Genomic DNA, 18,836 nt, shown 5'->3' on the forward strand with positions numbered 1-18,836 from the left:
CACCACAGTTTTGAGAGAGGCACCCTCATGAGCAATCTTCCCAAGGTGGCATGGATCGGTCTCGGCATCATGGGCTCCCCCATGTCGGAGAACCTGATCAAGGCCGGTTACGACGTCACCGGCTTCACGCTGGAGCAGGACAAGCTGCAGCGCCTGGCCGCCGCGGGCGGCACGGCCGCCGGCTCGATCGCCGAGGCCGTCCGTGACGCGGACGTGGTGATCACCATGGTGCCCGCGTCCCCGCACGTCGAGGCGATCGCGTACGGCCCCGAGGGCATCCTGGAGAACGCGAAGTCCGGCGCCCTGCTGATCGACATGTCCTCGATCACCCCGCAGACCTCCGTGGACCTCGCGAAGGCCGCCAAGGACAAGGGCATCCGCGTCCTCGACGCGCCCGTGTCCGGCGGCGAGGCGGGCGCCGTCGAGGCCGTGCTGTCGATCATGGTCGGTGGCGAGCGGGCGGACTTCGCCGAGGCGGAGCCGATCTTCGAGGCGCTCGGCAAGACCATCGTGCTGTGCGGTCCGCACGGCTCGGGCCAGACCGTGAAGGCGGCCAACCAGCTGATCGTCGCCGTGAACATCCAGGCGTGCGCCGAGGCCGTGGTCTTCCTGGAGAAGTCCGGCGTGGACCTGAAGGCCGCGCTCGACGTCCTGAACGGCGGCCTCGCGGGCTCCACCGTGCTGACGCGCAAGAAGGACAACTTCCTCAACCGCGACTTCAAGCCGGGCTTCCGCATCGACCTGCACCACAAGGACATGGGCATCGTCACGGACGCCGCCCGCAACGTCGGCGCCGCGCTGCCCGTCGGCGCCGTGGTCGCCCAGCTCGTCGCCAGCCTGCGTACGCAGGGCGACGGCGGCCTGGACCACTCCGCGCTGCTGCGCGCGGTCGAGCGCCTCTCCGGCGCACAGATCTGAGCCCGGGCCCGGCAGAGCCGGGCCCGCCCCAGTCCTCCGGGCGGCGCCGCCGCTGACACCTGTCCTGTCGCGCCCAAGCGGCGGCGCCGTCCGGAATCTCCTTCAACAAACTGTTGACGTCCAGATCGCCCCAAACCTAGGCTCCACTAAGCGGAAGGTCCACGAAGCGGAAGAAGCTTTCCGCTGACCCCGCTGCTCCCTCGCATGGAAGGTCCACGATGTCGAAGCGCGTGCTCACGACAGAGTCCGGCGCCCCGGTCGCCGACAACCAGAACTCAGCCTCCGCCGGCATCGGCGGCCCGCTCCTGCTCCAGGACCAGCAGCTTCTGGAGAAGCTCGCCCGGTTCAACCGCGAGCGCATTCCGGAGCGCGTGGTGCACGCCCGCGGATCCGGCGCGTACGGCTACTTCGAGGTCACCGACGACGTCACCGGCTTCACCCACGCCGACTTCCTGAACACGGTCGGCAAGCGCACCGAGGTCTTCCTGCGCTTCTCCACGGTGGCCGACAACCTCGGCGGCGCGGACGCGGTCCGCGACCCGCGCGGCTTCGCACTGAAGTTCTACACCGAAGAGGGCAACTACGACCTCGTCGGCAACAACACTCCGGTCTTCTTCATCAAGGACCCCATCAAGTTCCCCGACTTCATCCACTCCCAGAAGCGCGACCCGTTCACGGGCAAGCAGGAGCCGGACAACGTCTGGGACTTCTGGGCGCACGCCCCCGAGGCGACGCACCAGATCACCTGGCTGATGGGCGACCGCGGCATCCCGGCCTCGTACCGCCACATGAACGGCTACGGCTCGCACACCTACCAGTGGACGAACGCCGAGGGCGAGGCCTTCTTCGTCAAGTACCACTTCAAGACGAACCAGGGCGTCCGCAGCCTCTCCACCGAGCAGGCGCAGGAGATCGCGGGCAAGGACGCCAACTCGCACCAGACGGACCTGCTCCAGGCCATCGAGCGAGGCGTGAACCCGTCCTGGACGCTGTACGTCCAGCTCATGCCGGCGGCGGAAGCGGCGGACTACCGCTTCAACCCCTTCGACCTCACCAAGGTGTGGCCGCACAAGGACTACCCGCTGCAGCGCGTGGGCCGCCTGGTCCTAGACCGCAACCCCGACAACGTCTTCGCCGAGGTCGAGCAGGCCGCGTTCTCCCCGAACAACTTCGTTCCGGGCATCGGCCCCTCCCCCGACAAGATGCTCCAGGGCCGCCTGTTCGCCTACGCGGACGCGCACCGCTACCGTCTGGGCGTCAACCACACCCAGCTCGCGGTGAACGCCCCCAAGGCGACGGTCGCGAACAACTACGGCCGCGACGGCCTCATGGCGTCCAACGCCTACGGCCGCGACCGCAAGAACTACGAGCCGAACTCCTACGACGGCCCGGCCGAGACCGGCCGCCCGCTGTCGGCCCCGCTCGCGGTGAACGGCCACACCGGCACCCACGAGGCCCCGCTGCACACCAAGGACGACCACTTCTTCCAGGCGGGCGAGCTGTACCGGCTGATGTCGGCCGAGGAGCAGTCGCGTCTGATCGCGAACATCGCCGGCGGGCTCTCCCAGGTCTCCCGCGACGACGTGATCGAGAAGAACCTGGCACACTTCCACGCCGCCGACCCCGAGTACGGCAAGCGCGTGGAGGAGGCGGTCCTCGCCCTGCGCGAGGACTGAGCCTCAACTCCAGCCGCCCGCGACAGCGTTGGACCCGGATGAGGGGTGGTCCCACGCTGTCCGGGCAGGACCGGGACCGCGGCGGCATGCGAGCCAGTGCGGTGGTGAAGGTCTCGGGGCCTCCTTCTTGACCTGAGGGAAGGACGACCCCGTTCCGTCGCATCCGCCGCGGTCCCCGCCACACGGCACGATCAATGACTCCGTCCGGCGGCGCGAATGTCCTGTCGCGCCCAGCCTCGCGCTGTCGGACGGCCACAGGGCCCCCTCACCGACCGGAGCGTCGGGTACGGAAGGTTCGTACCCGGCGCTCCGTCATGTTCTCCGGGTGCGGACTGGGCCGTCGCACAGCAGCCTGAGGGCATGGACTATTCCAGCATCGTCGTGCACGCGCCGGGCCTGGACGGGTCGCGGCGGGTCACCGCGGGCGACGAGAGGCTCGGCATCGCCTTTCACCTCGCCGACGTCGTGAAGATCCTCCGCCGGGCCGACGTCGACCTCGACGAGATCGAGGTCGAGGAGAGCGACATCATCCAGTGGCAGGGCGGCGGCCCCGACGACTGGCCGGGGCTGAGGGAGTGAGAGCGCCCCAACGGTCTCCAGGCGTACACCACCGGGCGTAGACCGCCTACGGAACCCTCAAATCAAGCTCTGAACACGGCCCCGGGGGCTTCAACTCCGCCCGGATGAGGAACATTCTCGGCACACGGGGCCCGCCGACACGGGGGCGGCGGGCCCCGAACGGGGTACGGGGGAGCACCATGGTCAGGAGCGCGGCGGTCGGGCCTGAAGCCCAGACCGTCGCGCTGCTGCGCGTTCACCGGCGACGGGGAAGCCGGCTGCTAGTGACGACCGGCCGCACGCGGATCCTTCAGGAACGGCAGGGTGTGGCGCAGGAAGAGGTCGGGGCGTTCGTTGTACGGCTCGTGAGCCGTGGGGAGCCGTACACTCAACGTGTGTACGGGGAGCGCGCGTTGAGCGCGGCGGCCGTCCAGGAAGGCGGGGACGACCGGGTCCCGGCGTCCCCACAGGAGCAGGATCGGGACGTCCAGGACGGCGGGATCGGCAAGGCCGTAGTCCGGGTCGGCGAAGCCGCGCCAGATGGCGCAGTGCACCGCCAGTCGCCGTTCGTCCCGGGGTAGTCGACGGGCTCGCGCGTACGTCGCCCGGGCGCTCGGCGTGCCGAGTCGGCCGAGGTAGGCGCGGGCCAGCAAGACGACCAGTCGGCGGGCACGGGCGGGACGGCCCATCACCTCGCGGCAGAACCAGCGGGTGAGTGCGCTGGGCCGGGTGAAGCCGGCCGGGTCGACGAGGACGAGCGCCGTGACCGACCCCGCGTGGCGGCCCTCGGCCAGACGACAGGCCACGTAACCGCCGACGCTGTTGCCGAGCACCGCGATCTCACGGACCCCCTGCTCCTCGGCGAGCGCCTCGAGGACCTTCTCCGCGGCCACCACCAGCCGCTCCGGAGTGACCAGTTGGGGGTCGGGCGCGGTGGAGTCGCCGTAGCCGGGCCAGTCGACGACGAACGTGCGGTGCCGTTCGGCCAGCGCGGGCAGGACGGCGTCGTAGTCGCGGCCGTCCCCGGGGTTGGCGTGCAGAAGCAGCAGCGCGGGGGCACCGGGCGCGCCGTGGCAGCGTACGGCAAGGTCGCCGAGGGGGGTGGGGACGGTCATCCGCATGGAGCGAGGATGCCGGGTGCGCGCCGTGTGTCAACAGGGTGCCTGGCAGGGGAACCCGTGTCACTGGTCCTCCGGCATGGGAAAGGGGCGGCTCTCCCCCCGGATGAGCCGCCCCTGGCTGAGAAGCGCGCGTATTAGACCGTCAGGTCAGACCTTGAGCGATCAGACCGCCAGGTCAGACCTTCACCGATCAGACCGCCAGGTCAGACCTTCAGCGATCAGACCTTGAGCGTCTTGATCGAGGTCGGCGCGTGACCCGGCTCCGTCGCGATCTCCTCGAACTCGACCACGTTGCTGATGTCGTTCGTCTTGCTCATCGCGATGTTGGTGACGCGCTCCAGGATCGCCTCGACGACGACCGGCACCTGGAATTCGGCGGCGAGCTTCTTGGCCTGCTCGAAGGCGGCGCCCAGTTCGGCCGGGTCGGTGACCCGGATCGCCTTGCAGCCGAGGCCCTCGACGACCTTGATGTGGTCGACGCCGTAGACGCCCAACTCCGGGGAGTTGATGTTCTCGAATTCCAGATTGACCTGGAAGTTGATGTCGAGACCGATCTGCGCCTGCCGGATCAGGCCCAGGTAGGCGTTGTTGACCAGGACATGGACGTACGGGATCCGGTGCTGGGCGCCGACGGCCAGTTCCTCGATCATGAACTGGAAGTCGTAGTCGCCGGAGAGCGCGACGACCTGGGCGTCCGGGTCGGCCTTGGCGACACCGAGTGCGGCCGGGATCGTCCAGCCGAGCGGGCCCGCCTGGCCGCAGTTGATCCAGTGCCGCGGCTTGAAGACGTGCAGCATCTGGGCGCCGGCGATCTGCGAGAGGCCGATGGTGGAGACGTAGCGGGTCTCCGGGCCGAAGGCCTTGTTCATCTCCTCGTAGACGCGCTGCGGCTTGATCGGGATGTCGTCGAAGTGCGTACGGCGCTGGAGAGTGGCCTTCCGCTCCTGCGCGGACGCGGCCCACACGGACCGGTCGGGGAGCTTGCCCGCGGCCTTCAGCTCCCGTGCCACCTCGACGAACAGCTCGAGAGCGGCCTTGGCGTCGGAGGCGATGCCGAAGTCGGGAGCGAAGATCTTGCCGATCTGGGTGGGCTCGATGTCGACGTGGACGAACTTGCGCCCGGCCGTGTAGACGTCCAGCTTGCCGGTGTGGCGGTTGGCCCAGCGGTTGCCGATGCCGAGGACGAAGTCGGACTCCAGGAAGGTCGCGTTGCCGTAGCGGTGCGAGGTCTGCAGGCCGACCATGCCGGCGTTCAGCTCGTGGTCGTCGGGCAGGATGCCCCAGCCCATCAGGGTCGGGACGACCGGAGTGCCCGTCAGCTCGGCGAACTCGGTGAGGAGTTCGGAGGCGTCGGCGTTGATGACACCGCCGCCGGCGACGATCAGGGGGCGCTCGGACTCGTTGAGGAGCGTGATCGCCTTCTCGACCTGGGCGCGGGTGGCGGCGGGCTTGTAGGTCTGGAGCGGCTCGTACGTCTCCGGGTCGAACTCGATCTCGGTGAGCTGGACGTCGATGGGCAGGTCGATGAGGACCGGGCCCGGACGGCCGGAGCGCATGAGGTGGAACGCCTGCTGGAAGACGCCGGGAACCTGCGCGGCCTCCAGCACCGTGACGGCCATCTTCGTCACCGGCTTGGCGATCGAGGCGATGTCGACGGCCTGGAAGTCCTCTTTGTGGATCACGGCGGTCGGGGCCTGGCCCGTGATGCACAGGATCGGGATCGAGTCGCCGATGGCGGAGTAGAGCCCGGTGATCATGTCGGTGCCGGCGGGGCCGGACGTGCCGATGCAGACGCCGATGTTTCCCGGGTGGGTCCGGGTGTAGCCCTCCGCCATGTGCGAGGCGCCCTCGACGTGCCGGGCGAGGGTGTGATTGATCCCGCCGGCGGCCTTGAGGGCCGCGTAGAACGGGTTGATCGCCGCGCCCGGGACGCCGAACGCGTTGCTGACGCCCTCGCGCTTGAGGATCTCGACTGCCGCGCGGGCAGCGGTCATACGAGCCATGGAGTACTCCTGCTTCGGCTGGCGGATTCGCGCTCCCGTCGCGCCCTGCGGAAGAGCTACAAAATTCCGTATTGCGGAAACTACTTTCTACTATCTGGAAGCAATGTAAGCGCCGGGTCGGAGGGCGTCAAGAGTTGGCCGGGCGGTGCACCCGGAGCTGCCTGTCGAACCGTTTCCCTGCCGCGAGCCCCCTCCCTGGAGGACTATGGACACGCTGTCCCGACGGACGTCCCTGGAGTGGGCCATGGCCGAGAGCGTGCCGGTGCGGTGTCCGGTCTGCCGTCGCGAGCATCTCTACGCGGCGCCGTCCTATCCGTGTGCGTGCGGCGCGCCCGTGACGCCCCCGCTCGACCGCCTCGCGGATCCGTCGCCCGTCACCCACCGCGTCTGGGACGAGGACTGGGCCACGGTCCGCTGTGGGGCGTGCGGCCGCGACGGCCAGTGGCCGCACCCCGAGCTGGGATGCTCCTGCGGGACGACACTGCGGATTCCGGTACGCGGGGTTCGGCGACCCCAGCGCGCGGGTCTCGCGCCCGGCACGGCCCCCGAACCCCGCGCACGGACCCGCCCGCACACGCCCGACGGTCCGGACGGAGGCGAGGAGCGGATCCCGGACCGTGGCAGCTCACCCCAGGACACCGCCCGGCGGCCGCGCAACAGGGCGGCCGCACCCCGCCCGGCGTTCCAGCCGGTCGCCATCCGTACCGCCCGGGACGCGGTCACGGCGGCCGCGCTGTACCTGCGCTGGCTGGGTTACCGCGAGATCCGGCGGGCCGACCAGCGGCCGCCGTCCGGGATCGGGCTCGCCGCGCGCGGCATCCTGGCCCAGGTGGACCCCACCGTGCGCCCCGCCTCACTGCGCGATGTTGAGTGTCTGTGGCTGACGGCCATGACGGAGTCGGCGGGCTGTGTGTACTTCTCCCTCGCGGGGTACGCCGACGACGCCCGCGCCTGTGCCGACACCCTCGGCGTCCCCCTCTTCGTGCTCGACCTCACGGGCACGCCGCAACCGGTGAACAGCCCGGCCGACGAACTCATCGCCGTCACGGGCTGAGCACCTTCCCGAAGGTCAGTCGGCGTGGGTCTCCCGCAGTTCGATCTTCCGCACCTTCCCGGACACGGTCATGGGAAAGGCCTCCAGGATCCGCAGCCGGCTGGGAATCTTGTAGTGCGCCAGCCGCCCCTCGCAGAAGGCGCGCAGCTCCTCCAGTGTCAGCGGGTCGGCCGGGTCCCGGGAGATGACGCAGGCGAGCACCTCCTCGCCGTAGCGCTCGTGGGGCACGCCGACCACCTGGACGTCGGCGATCTTCGGGTGGGCGTACAGGAATTCCTCGATCTCGCGCGGGTAGATGTTCTCGCCGCCCCGGATGATCATGTCCTTGATCCGCCCGACGATCTCGACGTAGCCGTCCTCGCGCATCACGGCCAGGTCCCCGGTGTGCATCCACCGTCCGGCGTCGACGGCCTCGGCGGTCTTCTCGGGTTCGTTCCAGTAGCCGAGCATCACGCTGTAGCCGCGGGTGCACAGCTCACCGGGGGTGCCGCGGGGCACGGTCACTCCGTCCACCGGGTCGACGACCTTCACCTCGAGGTGCGGGAGGACCCGGCCGACGGTGCCGGTGCGGTGTTCCAGGTCGTCGTCCCGGCGGGTCTGCAGGGAGACGGGCGAGGTCTCGGTCATGCCGTAGCAGATGGAGACCTCCGCCATGTGCATCTCGGCGACCACCCGCTTCATCACCTCGACCGGGCAGGGCGAGCCCGCCATGATGCCCGTCCGCAGCGAGGACAGGTCGTAGGTGGCGAAGTCGGGGAGGTTCAACTCCGCGATGAACATCGTCGGTACGCCGTACAGCGAGGTGCATCGCTCGTCCTGGACCGCGCGGAGCGTCGCCGCCGGGTCGAAGGACGGCGCGGGGATGACCATGCACGCGCCGTGCGAGGTCGCCGCGAGGTTTCCCATCACCATGCCGAAACAGTGATAAAAGGGCACGGGGATACAGATCCGGTCCTGCCCCGTGTAGCTGACCAACTCCCCCACGAAATACCCGTTGTTGAGGATGTTGTGGTGGGAGAGGGTGGCTCCCTTGGGGAAGCCCGTGGTCCCCGAGGTGTACTGGATGTTGATCGGGTCGTCGCAGGACAGCTCGCTCCCGCGGGTGTGGAAGTCCTCGTACAGGTCCGGGGTTCCGCGCCGGACCAGCGCGTCCCAGCTCGGGTCGCCGATGTACACGGTCTGCCGCAACTGCGGGCAGTTTCCCCGTACTTGCTCGACCATCGCCCGGTAGTCGCTCGTCTTGTGGCTCAGGGAGGCGAAGAGCAGCGAGATGCCGGCCTGCTTGAGGACGTACTCGACCTCGTGGGTGCGGTAGGCCGGGTTGATGTTCACCATGACCACGCCGATACGGGCGGTGGCGTACTGGACGAGCACCCACTCCGGACAGTTGACCGCCCAGATGCCCACCCGGTCGCCCTTGGCGATACCGGTCGCGAGCAGCGCGTACGCCAACCGGTCGACGTCGGCGGCGAACTGGGCGTAGGTCCAGCGCCGTCCGGAGGGCACGTCGACGAGCGCCTCCCGGTCCGGCCAGGCCGCGACCGCACGGTCCAGGTTCGCTCCGATCGTGTCCCCGAGCAGGGTCGTCCCGCTCGTCCCGTGCGCGTACGACAGTCCAGTCACCGGAAGTCCTCCTCGCGGTACTCGGCGTCCGAGCCCGCGGCCGTGGCCTCGCGCAGCTCGATTCGGCGGATCTTGCCGGAGACGGTCTTGGGGAGTTCGCCGAACTCCAGACGGCGGATGCGCTTGTAGGGCGCGAGGACCGTGCGCGCGTGCTCGAAGAGCACCTTGGCGGTGTCGGGGCCCGGCTCGTATCCCGCCGCGAGGACGATGTACGCCTTGGGAACGGCGAGCCGGAGTTCGTCGGGGGCCGGGACGACGGCCGCCTCCGCGACCGCCTCGTGCTCCAGGAGCGCGCTCTCCAGCTCGAAGGGCGAGATCTTGTAGTCGCTGGCCTTGAACACGTCGTCGGCGCGGCCCACATAGGTGATGTAGCCGTCGGCGTCGCGGGAGCCGATGTCGCCGGTGCGGTAGTAGCCGCCCGCCATGGCCTCGGCGGTGCGGTCCGGGTCGCCGTGGTAGCCGGTCATCAGGCCGACCGGACCGGTGGAGAGGTCCAGGGAGATCTCGCCCTCCTGGGCGCCCGGCGCACCTGAGACCGGGTCGAGCAGTTCGACGCGGAAGCCGGGGCTGGGCCGCCCCATGGAGCCGGTCTTGAGCGGCTGCCCCGGGCTGTTGGAGACCTGGACGGCCGTCTCGGTCTGCCCGAAGCCGTCCCGGATGGTGACGCCCCAGGAGCGCCGCACCTGCTCGATGACCTCGGGGTTGAGGGGCTCCCCCGCGGCGACGGCCTCGCGTGGCGGAGTCCGCAGCTGGGTCAGGTCGGCCTGGATGAGCATCCGCCACACGGTGGGCGGGGCGCAGAACGTCGTCACGCCCGCCCGGTCCATCTCGGCCATCAGCCGGCCCGCGTCGAAGCGGGTGTAGTTGTGGATGAAGACGGTCGCCTCCGCGTTCCAGGGCGCGAAGAGGTTGGACCAGGCGTGCTTGGCCCAGCCGGGCGAGGAGATGTTCAGGTGTACGTCGCCGGGCTTGAGCCCGATCCAGTACATCGTCGCCAGGTGGCCGATCGGGTAGGAGACGTGGGTGTGTTCCACCAGCTTGGGGTGGGCGGTCGTGCCCGAGGTGAAGTAGAGCATCAGCGGGTCGTCCGCGTGGGTGTGACCGGCGGGCTCGAAGGCGGCGTCCGCGGAGTCCGCGTCCTCGTACGAGTGCCAGCCGGGCCGCGAGCCGCCGACCGTGATCCGGGTGTAGCGGCCGGGCACCTCGTCGAACTTCCCGGCGTCCTCGGTGCGGACGACGACATGCCGCACGCGGCCGCGCTCGACGCGGTCGAGCAGGTCGGCGGCGCCCAGCAGCGGGGTCGCCGGGATGACGACGGCGCGCAGTTTCATCGCGGCGAGGGCCGTCTCCCACAGTTCGACCTGGTTGCCGAGCATGACCAGGACGCGGTCCTCGGCGCCCACGCCCCGCGCGCGCAGCCAGTTGGCCACCCGGTCGGAGCGCGCGGACATCTCGGCGAAGGAGACCTCTGTGCGTTCCCCGTCCTCCTCCACGATGTGCAGGGCGGTGCGGTCGTTGCCCTCCGCAATGACGTCGAACCAGTCGAGTGCCCAGTTGAAGTACTCCGGGCGGGGCCAGCCGAAGCCCTCGTAGGCCGTCGTGTAGTCCTCGCGGTGCGCCAGCAGGAAGTTCCGCGCCGCGCGGAACTCGTCCGTCGCGCCCGTCGTCACCGTCATGTGTCCTCCTCGTTGCCGGACCGCCGCATAACATCCTGTATTCGTGATGCAGGTCCCACCACCCCCGAACGGGGGTGCGCCGCGACGAGGGGGCGAACAGGTGGCAGCAGACGCAGCCGATGCAGTGGAGATGCGTGGTGCGCTGGTACGGCTGCGGCGCGCGACGGGGCTGCCGGTCGCCTTCGGCGGCCTGGTCGAGTCCCCGGGCCGGCACGTACGCATCAGCGAACTCAGCGGTACGGCGACGCCCGCGCTCAGCGCGCTCGCGGTGTCCTCGGGCAACGGCCTGGGCGGCAAGGCGGTGGCGCTCGGCCGGCCCTGCGCCGTGACCGACTACTCCGCCTCACGGCAGATCAGCCACGAGTACGACATGGCGGTCGCCACCGAGGGACTGTGTTCGGTCGTCGCGGTCCCCGTCGTCGTACGCCGCCGGGTGCGCGGTGTGCTGTACGGCGCCCTGCGGACGGCCCAGCCCCTGGGCGACCGCACGCTCGGCGCGGCCGTCGCGGCGGCCCGGGACGTGGAGCAGGCGCTCGTCGTACGGGACGAGGCGCGCGACCTGCTCGCCGTCTGGCGGGAGCCGGGGCCGGCGGGGGCGGGCGCCGCATGGGAGGAGGTGCGCGAGGCGCACGGGGCGCTGCGGGCGCTGGTCCCGCGGATCGTCGACCCGGCGCTGCGGGCCGAACTCCTCGCCGTGTGCGGGCGGTTGGCCGACGCGGGGCCCGGCCCCGGCGCGCGCCACGTCCAGCTCGCGCCGCGTGAGGTCGACGTCCTCGCGTGCGTCGCGACGGGGGCGACCAACGCGGTCGCCGCGCAGCGGCTGGGCCTTCGTACGGAGACCGTCAAGGGGTACCTGCGGTCGGCGATGCGCAAGCTCGGCGCGCACACACGACTGGAGGCGGTCGTCGCCGCACGCCGGGCCGGGGTGCTGCCGTAGGGCCGCCACCCTTGGCGTTTTTCATTCAATCTGCGGTGCCTTGAAATGACCTATGCGGAGCTCCTGTTATTTCCCTCACCACCCCGACAGTCCGAAATTCAAAGAGACATTGCCTAATATTGGCCCGAACACGACACACGAGGGGAGCGGTGACCGTGCCAGGGGACTTCAAGGAACCTGCGAGACCCCGCCCCGACCTGGTCATCGGCCGGGAGGAGCTCTTCGCGGACGCGCGTGAGCAGCTCCTGGGCGGGGGCAGTGTGCTCGTGCACGGCCCCGCCGGAATAGGAAAGTCGACCGTCCTGCGGGCGCTGGCCGGGGAATGCGCCGAAACAGCACGGACCGTGTTGCGGTGCTCGGCCACCGAGTCCGAATCACATCTCCCCTTCCTCGCGCTGGCCGACCTCCTCGGCCTGGTCGCCGACGAGGTCTCCGACCGGCTCCCCGCCCCGCAGCGCACCGCACTGGAATCGGCCCTCACCGGACGCGGCGAATCCACCCTGCAGCGCGATGGACTGGCGCTGCGGCTCGCCGTGCTGTCCGTGTTCCGCGCCCTGGCCGCCCAGGGCCCGGTGCTGATCGTCGCCGACGACCTGCAGTGGCTCGACCCGGCCAGCGCCGAGCTGCTCGGCTTCGCCGCCCGCCGCCTCGGCGGCATGCCCGTACGGATGCTGTGCGCCGTACGCACCGACACCGAACCCGGGGACCAACAGCACGACCGCTATCTACGGGTCTCCCCACCGGAAACCCTGGCCGTGCGCATCAACCCGCTCTCCCGAGCCCAGATCGCCGAACTCCTCGGCCACCGGGGCTACACCGGCCTGCCCCGCTCCACCGTGCGGGACATCCACCGCACCAGCGGCGGCAATCCCCTCTTCGCACTGGAGCTGGGCCGCGCCCTCGCCGAGTCCCCGACTCCGCCGAGCCCGGGCGATCCGCTCCCGGTGCCCACCTCGCTGCGCGCGCTCGTCCTCAGCCGTCTGCAGATGCTGTCCGCCGAGGCCCGCCGCACCCTGCTGGTGGCGAGCGCGGGGGCCCGCCCGACGCTGACGCTGCTGCACGCAGCGGGCCGGGCGAACGCCGAGGCGGAGACCGCCTCGGCCGCGGCGCTCGGTCTCCTTGCCACCGAACGCGAGACACCGGGCATCCGCTTCGCGCACCCCCTCGTCTCCGCCGCCCTGTACGCGGAGGCGAGCGCGCAGGAGCGGCGCGCCGCCCACGCCGCGCTGTCCACCGCCGCCTCCGACCCCATCGAACGGGCCCGGCATCTCGCCCTGGCCACCACCGGCACGGACCCTCAGGTCGCCGCCCGTCTCGGCGAGGCCGCTGCCGCCGCCCGTGACCGCGGCGCGCCCTCCGTCGCCGCGGGGCTCGGGCTGCTCGCGGCCCGGCACACCCCGGCCGACGCCGAGCCGGGCCCCGACGAACGGCGGCTGCGGGCCGCCGAGGACGCGCTGACGGCCGGGGAGACCGACCTCGCGCGGGACATCGCGCGTCAGGTGCTCGCCCGGGCCACCGAGCCCACGGACCGGGTGCGGGCCTGGATGGTCGTCGTCGACGCCGCCGGGCAGGCCATGGCCGAGATCGACGCGGTCTTCCCGCAGGCGCTCGAGGACGCCGGCGACGACCCCGGGCTGCTCGCCCTCGTCCGTTACCAACTCGCCTGGCGGGCCCTGCTCATGGAGGGCGAGATGGCCAAGGCCCGCGAGGAGGCGGCCAGTGCCGCGCGGCTCGCGGCCCGCGCCGGGGACCGGCCCACCGAACTCCTCGCGCTGGGCTTCCAGGCACAGATGGAGACCCTGATGGGGCACCCGGACGCGCCGGCGACCATCCAGCGGGCGATGCGCGAGCCGCAGGATCCCCGGGTGGCCTGCGACCACAACGGCGCCGGCGCCGCCCGTTTCCGCTGGCTCATCATGGGCGACCAGCTCACCGAGGCCCGCACCACCATCACCGCGCTGCTGCGCGAGGTGCAGCGGCGCGGAATGGTGGAGAGCGAGATGCACTTCCTGCGCGGGCTCGCCGAGACGGAGCTGCGATCCGGGCACTGCGGGCGGGCTCTGGACCTGGCCCGGGAGAGCCTGCGGCTGGCGCGCGACACGGGGATCGGCGAGGCGGCCACCGCCATGTTCACCTCGCTCGCCGAGGCGGCGGGCGGCGACGTGGACCGCGCGCTCGCGCTCGCCCGCGAGGCCGTCGACCGCGCCGAGGAGGACGGCGACCTGGTCTACCTCTCCCGCGCCCTGGGCGCCCTCGGCCACGCCCAGCTGGTCGCCGGGGACGCGGCGGCGGCCGTCCGCTCGCTGCGGCAGGTACGGGAACTGGAGGAGGGGCTCGGCGTCGTCGATCCCGCCCGCGGCCGCTGGCACGGCGACCTAGCCGAGGCGCTGGTGCGGATCGGCGAGCCGGTGGAGGCGCAGGACGTCATCGACGTCACCCGGGCGCGGGCGCTGCGACTCGAACGCGAGAGCGTGCTCGCCGTCCTTGACCGCGCCGAGGCCCTGGTACGCGCCGCACGCGGCGAACAGGGCCCCGCCGAAAGGCAATTGGCCTCCGCGCAGGATCGCCTCGGCAAGCTGGGCTACGGCCTCGAGGAAGCCCGCGCCGCGTACGCCCTCGCCGGTCTGCGCACCCACCGCCCCGGCCCCACCTCGTACGACGAGGCGGCCCGCCTCTTCCGCCGCTGCCGCGCCCTGCCCTGGCTCCGCCAGGTCGAGACCGCCGCCACCGCCCACGCGGCCGCCCCGCCCCTTGCCTCCACCGCCCTGGACACCCTCGCCGCGACCGAACGCCAGGTCGCCGCCCTCGTCATGGAGGGCGCCACCAACCGAGAGATCGCCGCGCGCCTCTTCATCAGCGTGAAGACGGTGGAGGCGACACTCACACGGGTGTACCGCAAGCTGGGCATTCGCTCGCGGGTGGACATCGTGCGGTTGGCGGCGGACCGCAGGACGAGTTGAGCCCGAACGAGGGAAAACAGCCCGTCCGGCGTTTGAGGACGAGCGCGGAGCGCGATACGGGGGTCCGGAGGCGGAGCCCCCAGGACGGGACCAACCGGGCGGCACGATAAGCCAAACCACGTCCCCCGCAGCCAAGGGTTTTCCCTCCCCGTCACCCGGTAGGGGGTTCCCTCATTGGGAAGAGAGGCCACACGCCATAACGTGTGGATGTGCCGCTCGCTCGGGCACACGGCGCCTCATCCACAGGCGTCGTGCCTCACCCCCCACACCCGCGCGTCCCCCCACCGGCAAACCTCTGAGGAGACCCATGTTCGGGCTCAACCGCGCCAAGAAGTCCGCCGCCGTCTGTATGGCGACCGCTGCCGCCGCCGCGACCGCACTGCTCGGCGCCCCCTCCGCCGTAGCCGCGCCGGAGCCGATCGTCGGCGGTACGACGACCACGACGACCGCGTACCCGTTCATGATGCAGATCACGGACGCCTCCCAGAACCAGTTCTGCGGTGGCACGCTGGTCGCCGCCAACAAGGTCGTCACCGCCGCCCACTGCATGGCCGGCGAGACCACCAGCAGCGTCCGAGTGGTCGGCGGCAGAACGTACCTGAACGGCACGAACGGCACCGTCAGCAAGGTCAGCAAGATCTGGGTCAACCCCGACTACACGGACGCCAGCAAAGGCGACGACGTGGCCGTACTGACGCTGTCGACGTCGATGCCGTACACCACGGCGAAGTACGTCTCCTCCTCGGACACCAGCGTGTACGCGACCGGCACCACCGCCCGCATCGTCGGCTGGGGCACCACCTCCGAGAGCGGCAGCTCCTCCAACCAGCTGCGTACCGCGACCGTCCCGATCGTCTCCGACTCCAGCTGCAAGAGCTCCTACGGCCCCGACTACGTGGCCAGCGACATGGTGTGCGCCGGCTACACCTCCGGCGGCGTCGACACCTGCCAGGGCGACAGCGGCGGCCCGCTGCTCATCGGCGGCGTCCTGGCGGGCATCACCTCCTGGGGCGAGGGCTGCGCGGAAGCCGGCTACCCGGGCGTCTACTCCCGTCTGACGACCTTCTCCAGCCTGGTGACCGCGCAGGTCAACTCGTAGGCCTCCATGAACTCCTGAGTATCCCTCAGGTGAATACCAGGGGGCGTTGCGGGCCACCACGAGCGGCCCGCAGCGCCCCCTATCCACCCCCACCCCTACTTGTCGGCGGTCAGCTTCCCCGCGCTGCCCCAACTGTCCGCCGGCACCTCGTGGATCCACACCTGGACGCTCTCGGCCGGGATCTGGTACGCGTCGACGAAGGCGTCGGTGACGCGCTTGACGAGGTCCCGCTTGAGCTCGACATCGCGCGGACCCTGCTGGACGGTGACGATGGGCATGACTGAACTCCCTTGTCCGTAGCGGCTCTTGCCGCTCCTCGAGTACGGGAACAGTTCATCGTGCGGGGCGTCACCGACCAAGAAGCATCCCGCGATCGCGGCGATCAGCCTTCGTGATCGCCGCAAGCCGTACGCAGGGCGTCCAGGTGAGCCGTCGGCGACAGGTCATGCACGGCGAGGCCCGTGGTGAGCGCGAGGCCGGGCGCCCGGAACGGCACGAAGGCGACCAGGGGTGTACGCAGGATGCGCGCGTGGGAGGCGTAGACGACCGTCCACAGTGGCCGGGCGCCGATGGTCGCCAGAGTGTCCTGCAGGGAGCCGCTCACCGGCCCGGGCAGCGGCTCGAACCCCGCCTCGTGGCACGCCCCGATGACCAGGTCGACCAGCGCGGGGTTGGTACGGCGGGCGGTGATGCTCAGCGGCAGCCCGGCCAGCTCGTCGAGGGCGACCTCGTCCCGCGCGGCCAGCGGGTGCCCGGCTGGCAGGGCGGCCACCAGGGGGTCGGGCCACAGCGGCAGCACACGTACACCCCGTACCCGCTCTTCGGCCGTCGCGCCGCGCACGAACGCCGCGTCGAGCCGCCCGTCCGCGACGCGGGCGAGCCTCTCTTTTGCCGGCAGCGAGACCAGCTCGACCTGGACGCCCGGTTCGCGCTCGGCGAAGGCGGCGAGCACCCGGTCGAGATGTTCTCCGAGACCGGTACTGGTGCCGAGCCGCAGCACCGGGGCGGGCGCGACGGCCGCGCGTGCCCGGTCCGCCGCCGCCAGCACCGCCCGCGCCTCGGGCAGCAGCCGCTCCCCCGCGCCGGTGAGCCTCACATGACGCGGCGAACGGTCGAACAGCTCGGCACCCAACTCCCGCTCCAGACGCTGGATTTGCTGACTGACCGCGGATTGCACGATGTGCAGCCGCTCCGCCGCCCGCCCGAAGTGCAGCTCCTCGGCGACCGTGACGAAATAGCTGAGCTGCCGCAGTTCCATGTCGTGGACCCTAGAGCGCCCTGAGGGCCGCCTGTTTGAATGGGCCCTCGTGGGAGGTGATGGGCATGGTGTCCACGGACCGCTTCCTGGCCTTCGCCGCGATGTCGGTGCTGGTGATCGTGATCCCGGGGCCCAGCGTGCTGTTCGTCATCGGGCGGGCGCTTGCGCACGGCCGGCGCACCGCGGTGGCCACGGCTTTGGGCAATGTCGTCGGCTCGTACGTGCTGGTCGTGGCGGTCGCCTTCGGGATCGGTTCCCTGGTCGAGCGTTCGGTGACGGTCTACCTGGCGGTGAAGCTGGCGGGGGCGGCGTACCTCGTCCACCTGGGTATACGGGCGTTCCGGCACCGCAAGGAGCTGAAGGCGTCGGCGATCGGGGCGGCGCCTGCGGGGCCGGCCCGCGACGATCTCCGCACGGTCCTGGACGGCGCCCTCGTCGGCGTCACCAACCCGAAGGGGGTCGTGTTCTTCGCGGCCGTGCTGCCCCAGTTCGTGGATCACTCGGCGGGGCGACTCCCCCTGCAGATGCTCCTGTTGGGCTTGGTCCCGATCTCCATCGGCCTGGTCACGGACACCCTGTGGGGTCTGACCGCGTCCGCGGCGCGCACCTGGTTCGCCCGCTCGGACCGCCGCCTTTCGCTGATCGGCGGCGCGGGCGGGTTCACGATGATCGGACTGGGACTGACGGTGGCCGTGACGGGAAGCGCGGACTAGCTTTCTCTGCCTCCTACGCTCTTGCGCCTCCTACGCCTCCTGTGCCTCCTGTGTGACGACAGTCCCGAAGCGAATGTCGTACGACGAGGAGCCCGCCATCACCGTGAGCATCCGTTCGGCCTCGCGCACCACCTCGTCCCGTCGGCCCTTCGTGAGCTTGCCGAAGAGCTCGATGGTCAGGACCTCGCCCTGCTGCCGCCAGACGCCCGCGAGGAAACCGTCGACGAGCAGCGTGCGGTAGGGCTGGTTGCCCTGCCAGCTTCGTCCCTTGAGTTCGGCGGGCACCACCCGGGAGCGGTCGGCGTGGGACAGCAGCAGGTTGTCGAACTCGGGCAGGAAACGCGGCGGGGCCGGGGTGTCCGCGTCCGGGCGGGGCGCGTCGGGGAGGTCGAAGAGCTCGACACCGCTCTCGTCGCGGAACGTGACCAGCTGGGGCCGCAGCCGTTCGAAGGCAACGCGCAGCCGGGTCAGGCCCGCCCAGATCTGCATGTCCTTGACGGAGGCGGGCCCGAAGGCGGCGAGGTAGCGCAGCACGGTCGCGTCCGGTGACGGCGTGTGCCCCGAGGGGCGGCCCAGCCAGTGCTCGGCGGTGGTCAGGGCGACCTGGCCGCTGCGGCCCCACAGCCCGCGCGGGGTGACCTGGACGAGCGGCAGCTTGCAGCGGGCGGCGACCGAGAGCGCGGACGGGTCGGCGTCCGGCCACTCGGCGAGCAGCGCCTCGCCCAGCTGCTTCATGGTGCGCGGCTCGGCCTCCACCAGCTCACGGCTGATCGCGGCGAGCCGGTCCAGGTCGACGCCTGTGAGCCCCTTGCGGAAGATGCCCAACTCGCGGTCGCGCGCGGCCTGGACGAGCGGACGCAGCGTGAGGGCGTCGTCGGCGGTGTGGGTGTGGATGGTGGACCGCATGGTGACGATGCGGACGACGTCGCGCGCCTGCATGGCTGCCGACAGCTCCTCGGGCCGGAACCCTTCCAGCCGGGCGGCGAGGGCGTAGTACGGCGGCTTCACGTTCTGCGCCTGCAGACCGAGGAGGTGCTCGACGGCGGCCGTCGCGGACAGCGGCGAGCGGCGCAGCAGGAGCTGACGGTCGAGGGTCGCGCGGTTGAGGGCGCGGGTGCCGAGCAGGGGGGCCGTCGTGGTCGTCTTCGTCATGGTTCGCACGCTAGCGCCGCTTGCGGACATCTTCTGTCCGCAACTCTCACCGAATCCCGAGGCCACCGGTCGCTCTCATGTCGTTTGC

At 71.0% G+C, this 18,836-nt stretch carries 15 protein-coding genes; 8 read left to right on the plus strand and 7 right to left on the minus strand.

The window, feature by feature from the left end:
• Positions 1–27: 27 nt before the first annotated feature.
• From AB0D27_RS15025 to AB0D27_RS15035, 3 genes are all read left to right on the plus strand, one after another.
• Positions 28–918, plus strand: a complete 891-nt coding sequence (locus AB0D27_RS15025) for a 2-hydroxy-3-oxopropionate reductase (RefSeq protein ID WP_362507479.1) — start codon at positions 28–30, stop codon at positions 916–918.
• 218 nt (positions 919–1,136) lie between these two features.
• A complete protein-coding gene (locus AB0D27_RS15030) occupies positions 1,137–2,594 on the plus strand; it encodes a catalase (protein ID WP_362507482.1) in 1,458 nt (485 codons plus the stop codon).
• 360 nt (positions 2,595–2,954) lie between these two features.
• The gene (locus tag AB0D27_RS15035; protein WP_362507485.1) at positions 2,955–3,173 is read left to right on the plus strand and encodes a hypothetical protein; all 219 of its coding nucleotides are present in this window, start codon (positions 2,955–2,957) and stop codon (positions 3,171–3,173) included.
• Between the two features lie 260 nt (positions 3,174–3,433).
• On the opposite strand, the gene AB0D27_RS15040 is transcribed toward AB0D27_RS15035, so the two are convergent.
• A complete protein-coding gene (locus AB0D27_RS15040) occupies positions 3,434–4,273 on the minus strand; it encodes an alpha/beta fold hydrolase (RefSeq protein WP_362507488.1) in 840 nt (279 codons plus the stop codon).
• Between the two features lie 218 nt (positions 4,274–4,491).
• Complete coding sequence (gcl, locus tag AB0D27_RS15045) at positions 4,492–6,276, minus strand: glyoxylate carboligase (protein WP_362507491.1); 1,785 nt, start codon at positions 6,274–6,276, stop codon at positions 4,492–4,494.
• Positions 6,277–6,481: 205 nt separating this feature from the next.
• On the opposite strand from gcl, the gene AB0D27_RS15050 reads away from it, so the two are divergent.
• The gene (locus tag AB0D27_RS15050) at positions 6,482–7,330 is read left to right on the plus strand and encodes a hypothetical protein (RefSeq protein WP_362507494.1); all 849 of its coding nucleotides are present in this window, start codon (positions 6,482–6,484) and stop codon (positions 7,328–7,330) included.
• 15 nt (positions 7,331–7,345) lie between these two features.
• Here the strand turns inward: AB0D27_RS15050 and AB0D27_RS15055 are convergent, their stop codons facing one another.
• Both AB0D27_RS15055 and AB0D27_RS15060 read right to left on the minus strand, forming a co-directional pair.
• On the minus strand, positions 7,346–8,953 hold the full coding sequence (locus AB0D27_RS15055) for an AMP-binding protein (RefSeq protein WP_362507497.1): 1,608 nt from the start codon (positions 8,951–8,953) through the stop codon (positions 7,346–7,348).
• On the minus strand, positions 8,950–10,629 hold the full coding sequence (locus AB0D27_RS15060; RefSeq protein WP_362507500.1) for an AMP-binding protein: 1,680 nt from the start codon (positions 10,627–10,629) through the stop codon (positions 8,950–8,952). Before AB0D27_RS15060 ends, AB0D27_RS15055 begins: the two co-directional genes overlap by 4 nt.
• A 100-nt stretch (positions 10,630–10,729) precedes the next feature.
• Between AB0D27_RS15060 and AB0D27_RS15065 the strand changes: the two genes are divergently transcribed.
• The 3 genes from AB0D27_RS15065 (at position 10,730) to AB0D27_RS15075 (ending at position 15,625) form a co-directional block, all read left to right on the plus strand.
• Entirely contained in the window at positions 10,730–11,566 is an 837-nt protein-coding gene (locus tag AB0D27_RS15065) for a helix-turn-helix transcriptional regulator (RefSeq protein WP_362507503.1), read from the plus strand.
• Positions 11,567–11,715: 149 nt separating this feature from the next.
• Positions 11,716–14,526, plus strand: coding sequence for an AAA family ATPase (locus tag AB0D27_RS15070; protein WP_362507506.1), 2,811 nt, complete (start codon positions 11,716–11,718; stop codon positions 14,524–14,526).
• Positions 14,527–14,833: 307 nt separating this feature from the next.
• Positions 14,834–15,625 carry a serine protease gene (locus AB0D27_RS15075; RefSeq protein ID WP_362507509.1) on the plus strand — a complete coding sequence of 264 codons (792 nt, stop codon included), beginning with the start codon at positions 14,834–14,836 and terminating at the stop codon, positions 15,623–15,625.
• A gap of 95 nt (positions 15,626–15,720) precedes the next feature.
• Here AB0D27_RS15075 and dmpI read toward each other — a convergent pair whose 3' ends face one another.
• Both dmpI and AB0D27_RS15085 read right to left on the minus strand, forming a co-directional pair.
• On the minus strand, positions 15,721–15,903 hold the full coding sequence (gene dmpI, locus AB0D27_RS15080; RefSeq protein WP_362507512.1) for a 4-oxalocrotonate tautomerase DmpI: 183 nt from the start codon (positions 15,901–15,903) through the stop codon (positions 15,721–15,723).
• Positions 15,904–16,007: 104 nt separating this feature from the next.
• Entirely contained in the window at positions 16,008–16,883 is an 876-nt protein-coding gene (locus AB0D27_RS15085; RefSeq protein WP_362507515.1) for a LysR family transcriptional regulator, read from the minus strand.
• Positions 16,884–16,948: 65 nt separating this feature from the next.
• Here AB0D27_RS15085 and AB0D27_RS15090 point away from each other — a divergent pair, with 65 nt between their 5' ends.
• Positions 16,949–17,596 carry a LysE family translocator gene (locus AB0D27_RS15090; RefSeq protein ID WP_362507518.1) on the plus strand — a complete coding sequence of 216 codons (648 nt, stop codon included), beginning with the start codon at positions 16,949–16,951 and terminating at the stop codon, positions 17,594–17,596.
• Between the two features lie 30 nt (positions 17,597–17,626).
• Here AB0D27_RS15090 and AB0D27_RS15095 read toward each other — a convergent pair whose 3' ends face one another.
• A complete protein-coding gene (locus AB0D27_RS15095; protein ID WP_362507521.1) occupies positions 17,627–18,748 on the minus strand; it encodes a winged helix DNA-binding domain-containing protein in 1,122 nt (373 codons plus the stop codon).
• Positions 18,749–18,836 lie beyond the last annotated feature (88 nt).

It is taken from the genome of Streptomyces sp. NPDC048415 (genome assembly GCF_040651675.1).
Taxonomy (GTDB): domain Bacteria; phylum Actinomycetota; class Actinomycetes; order Streptomycetales; family Streptomycetaceae; genus Streptomyces.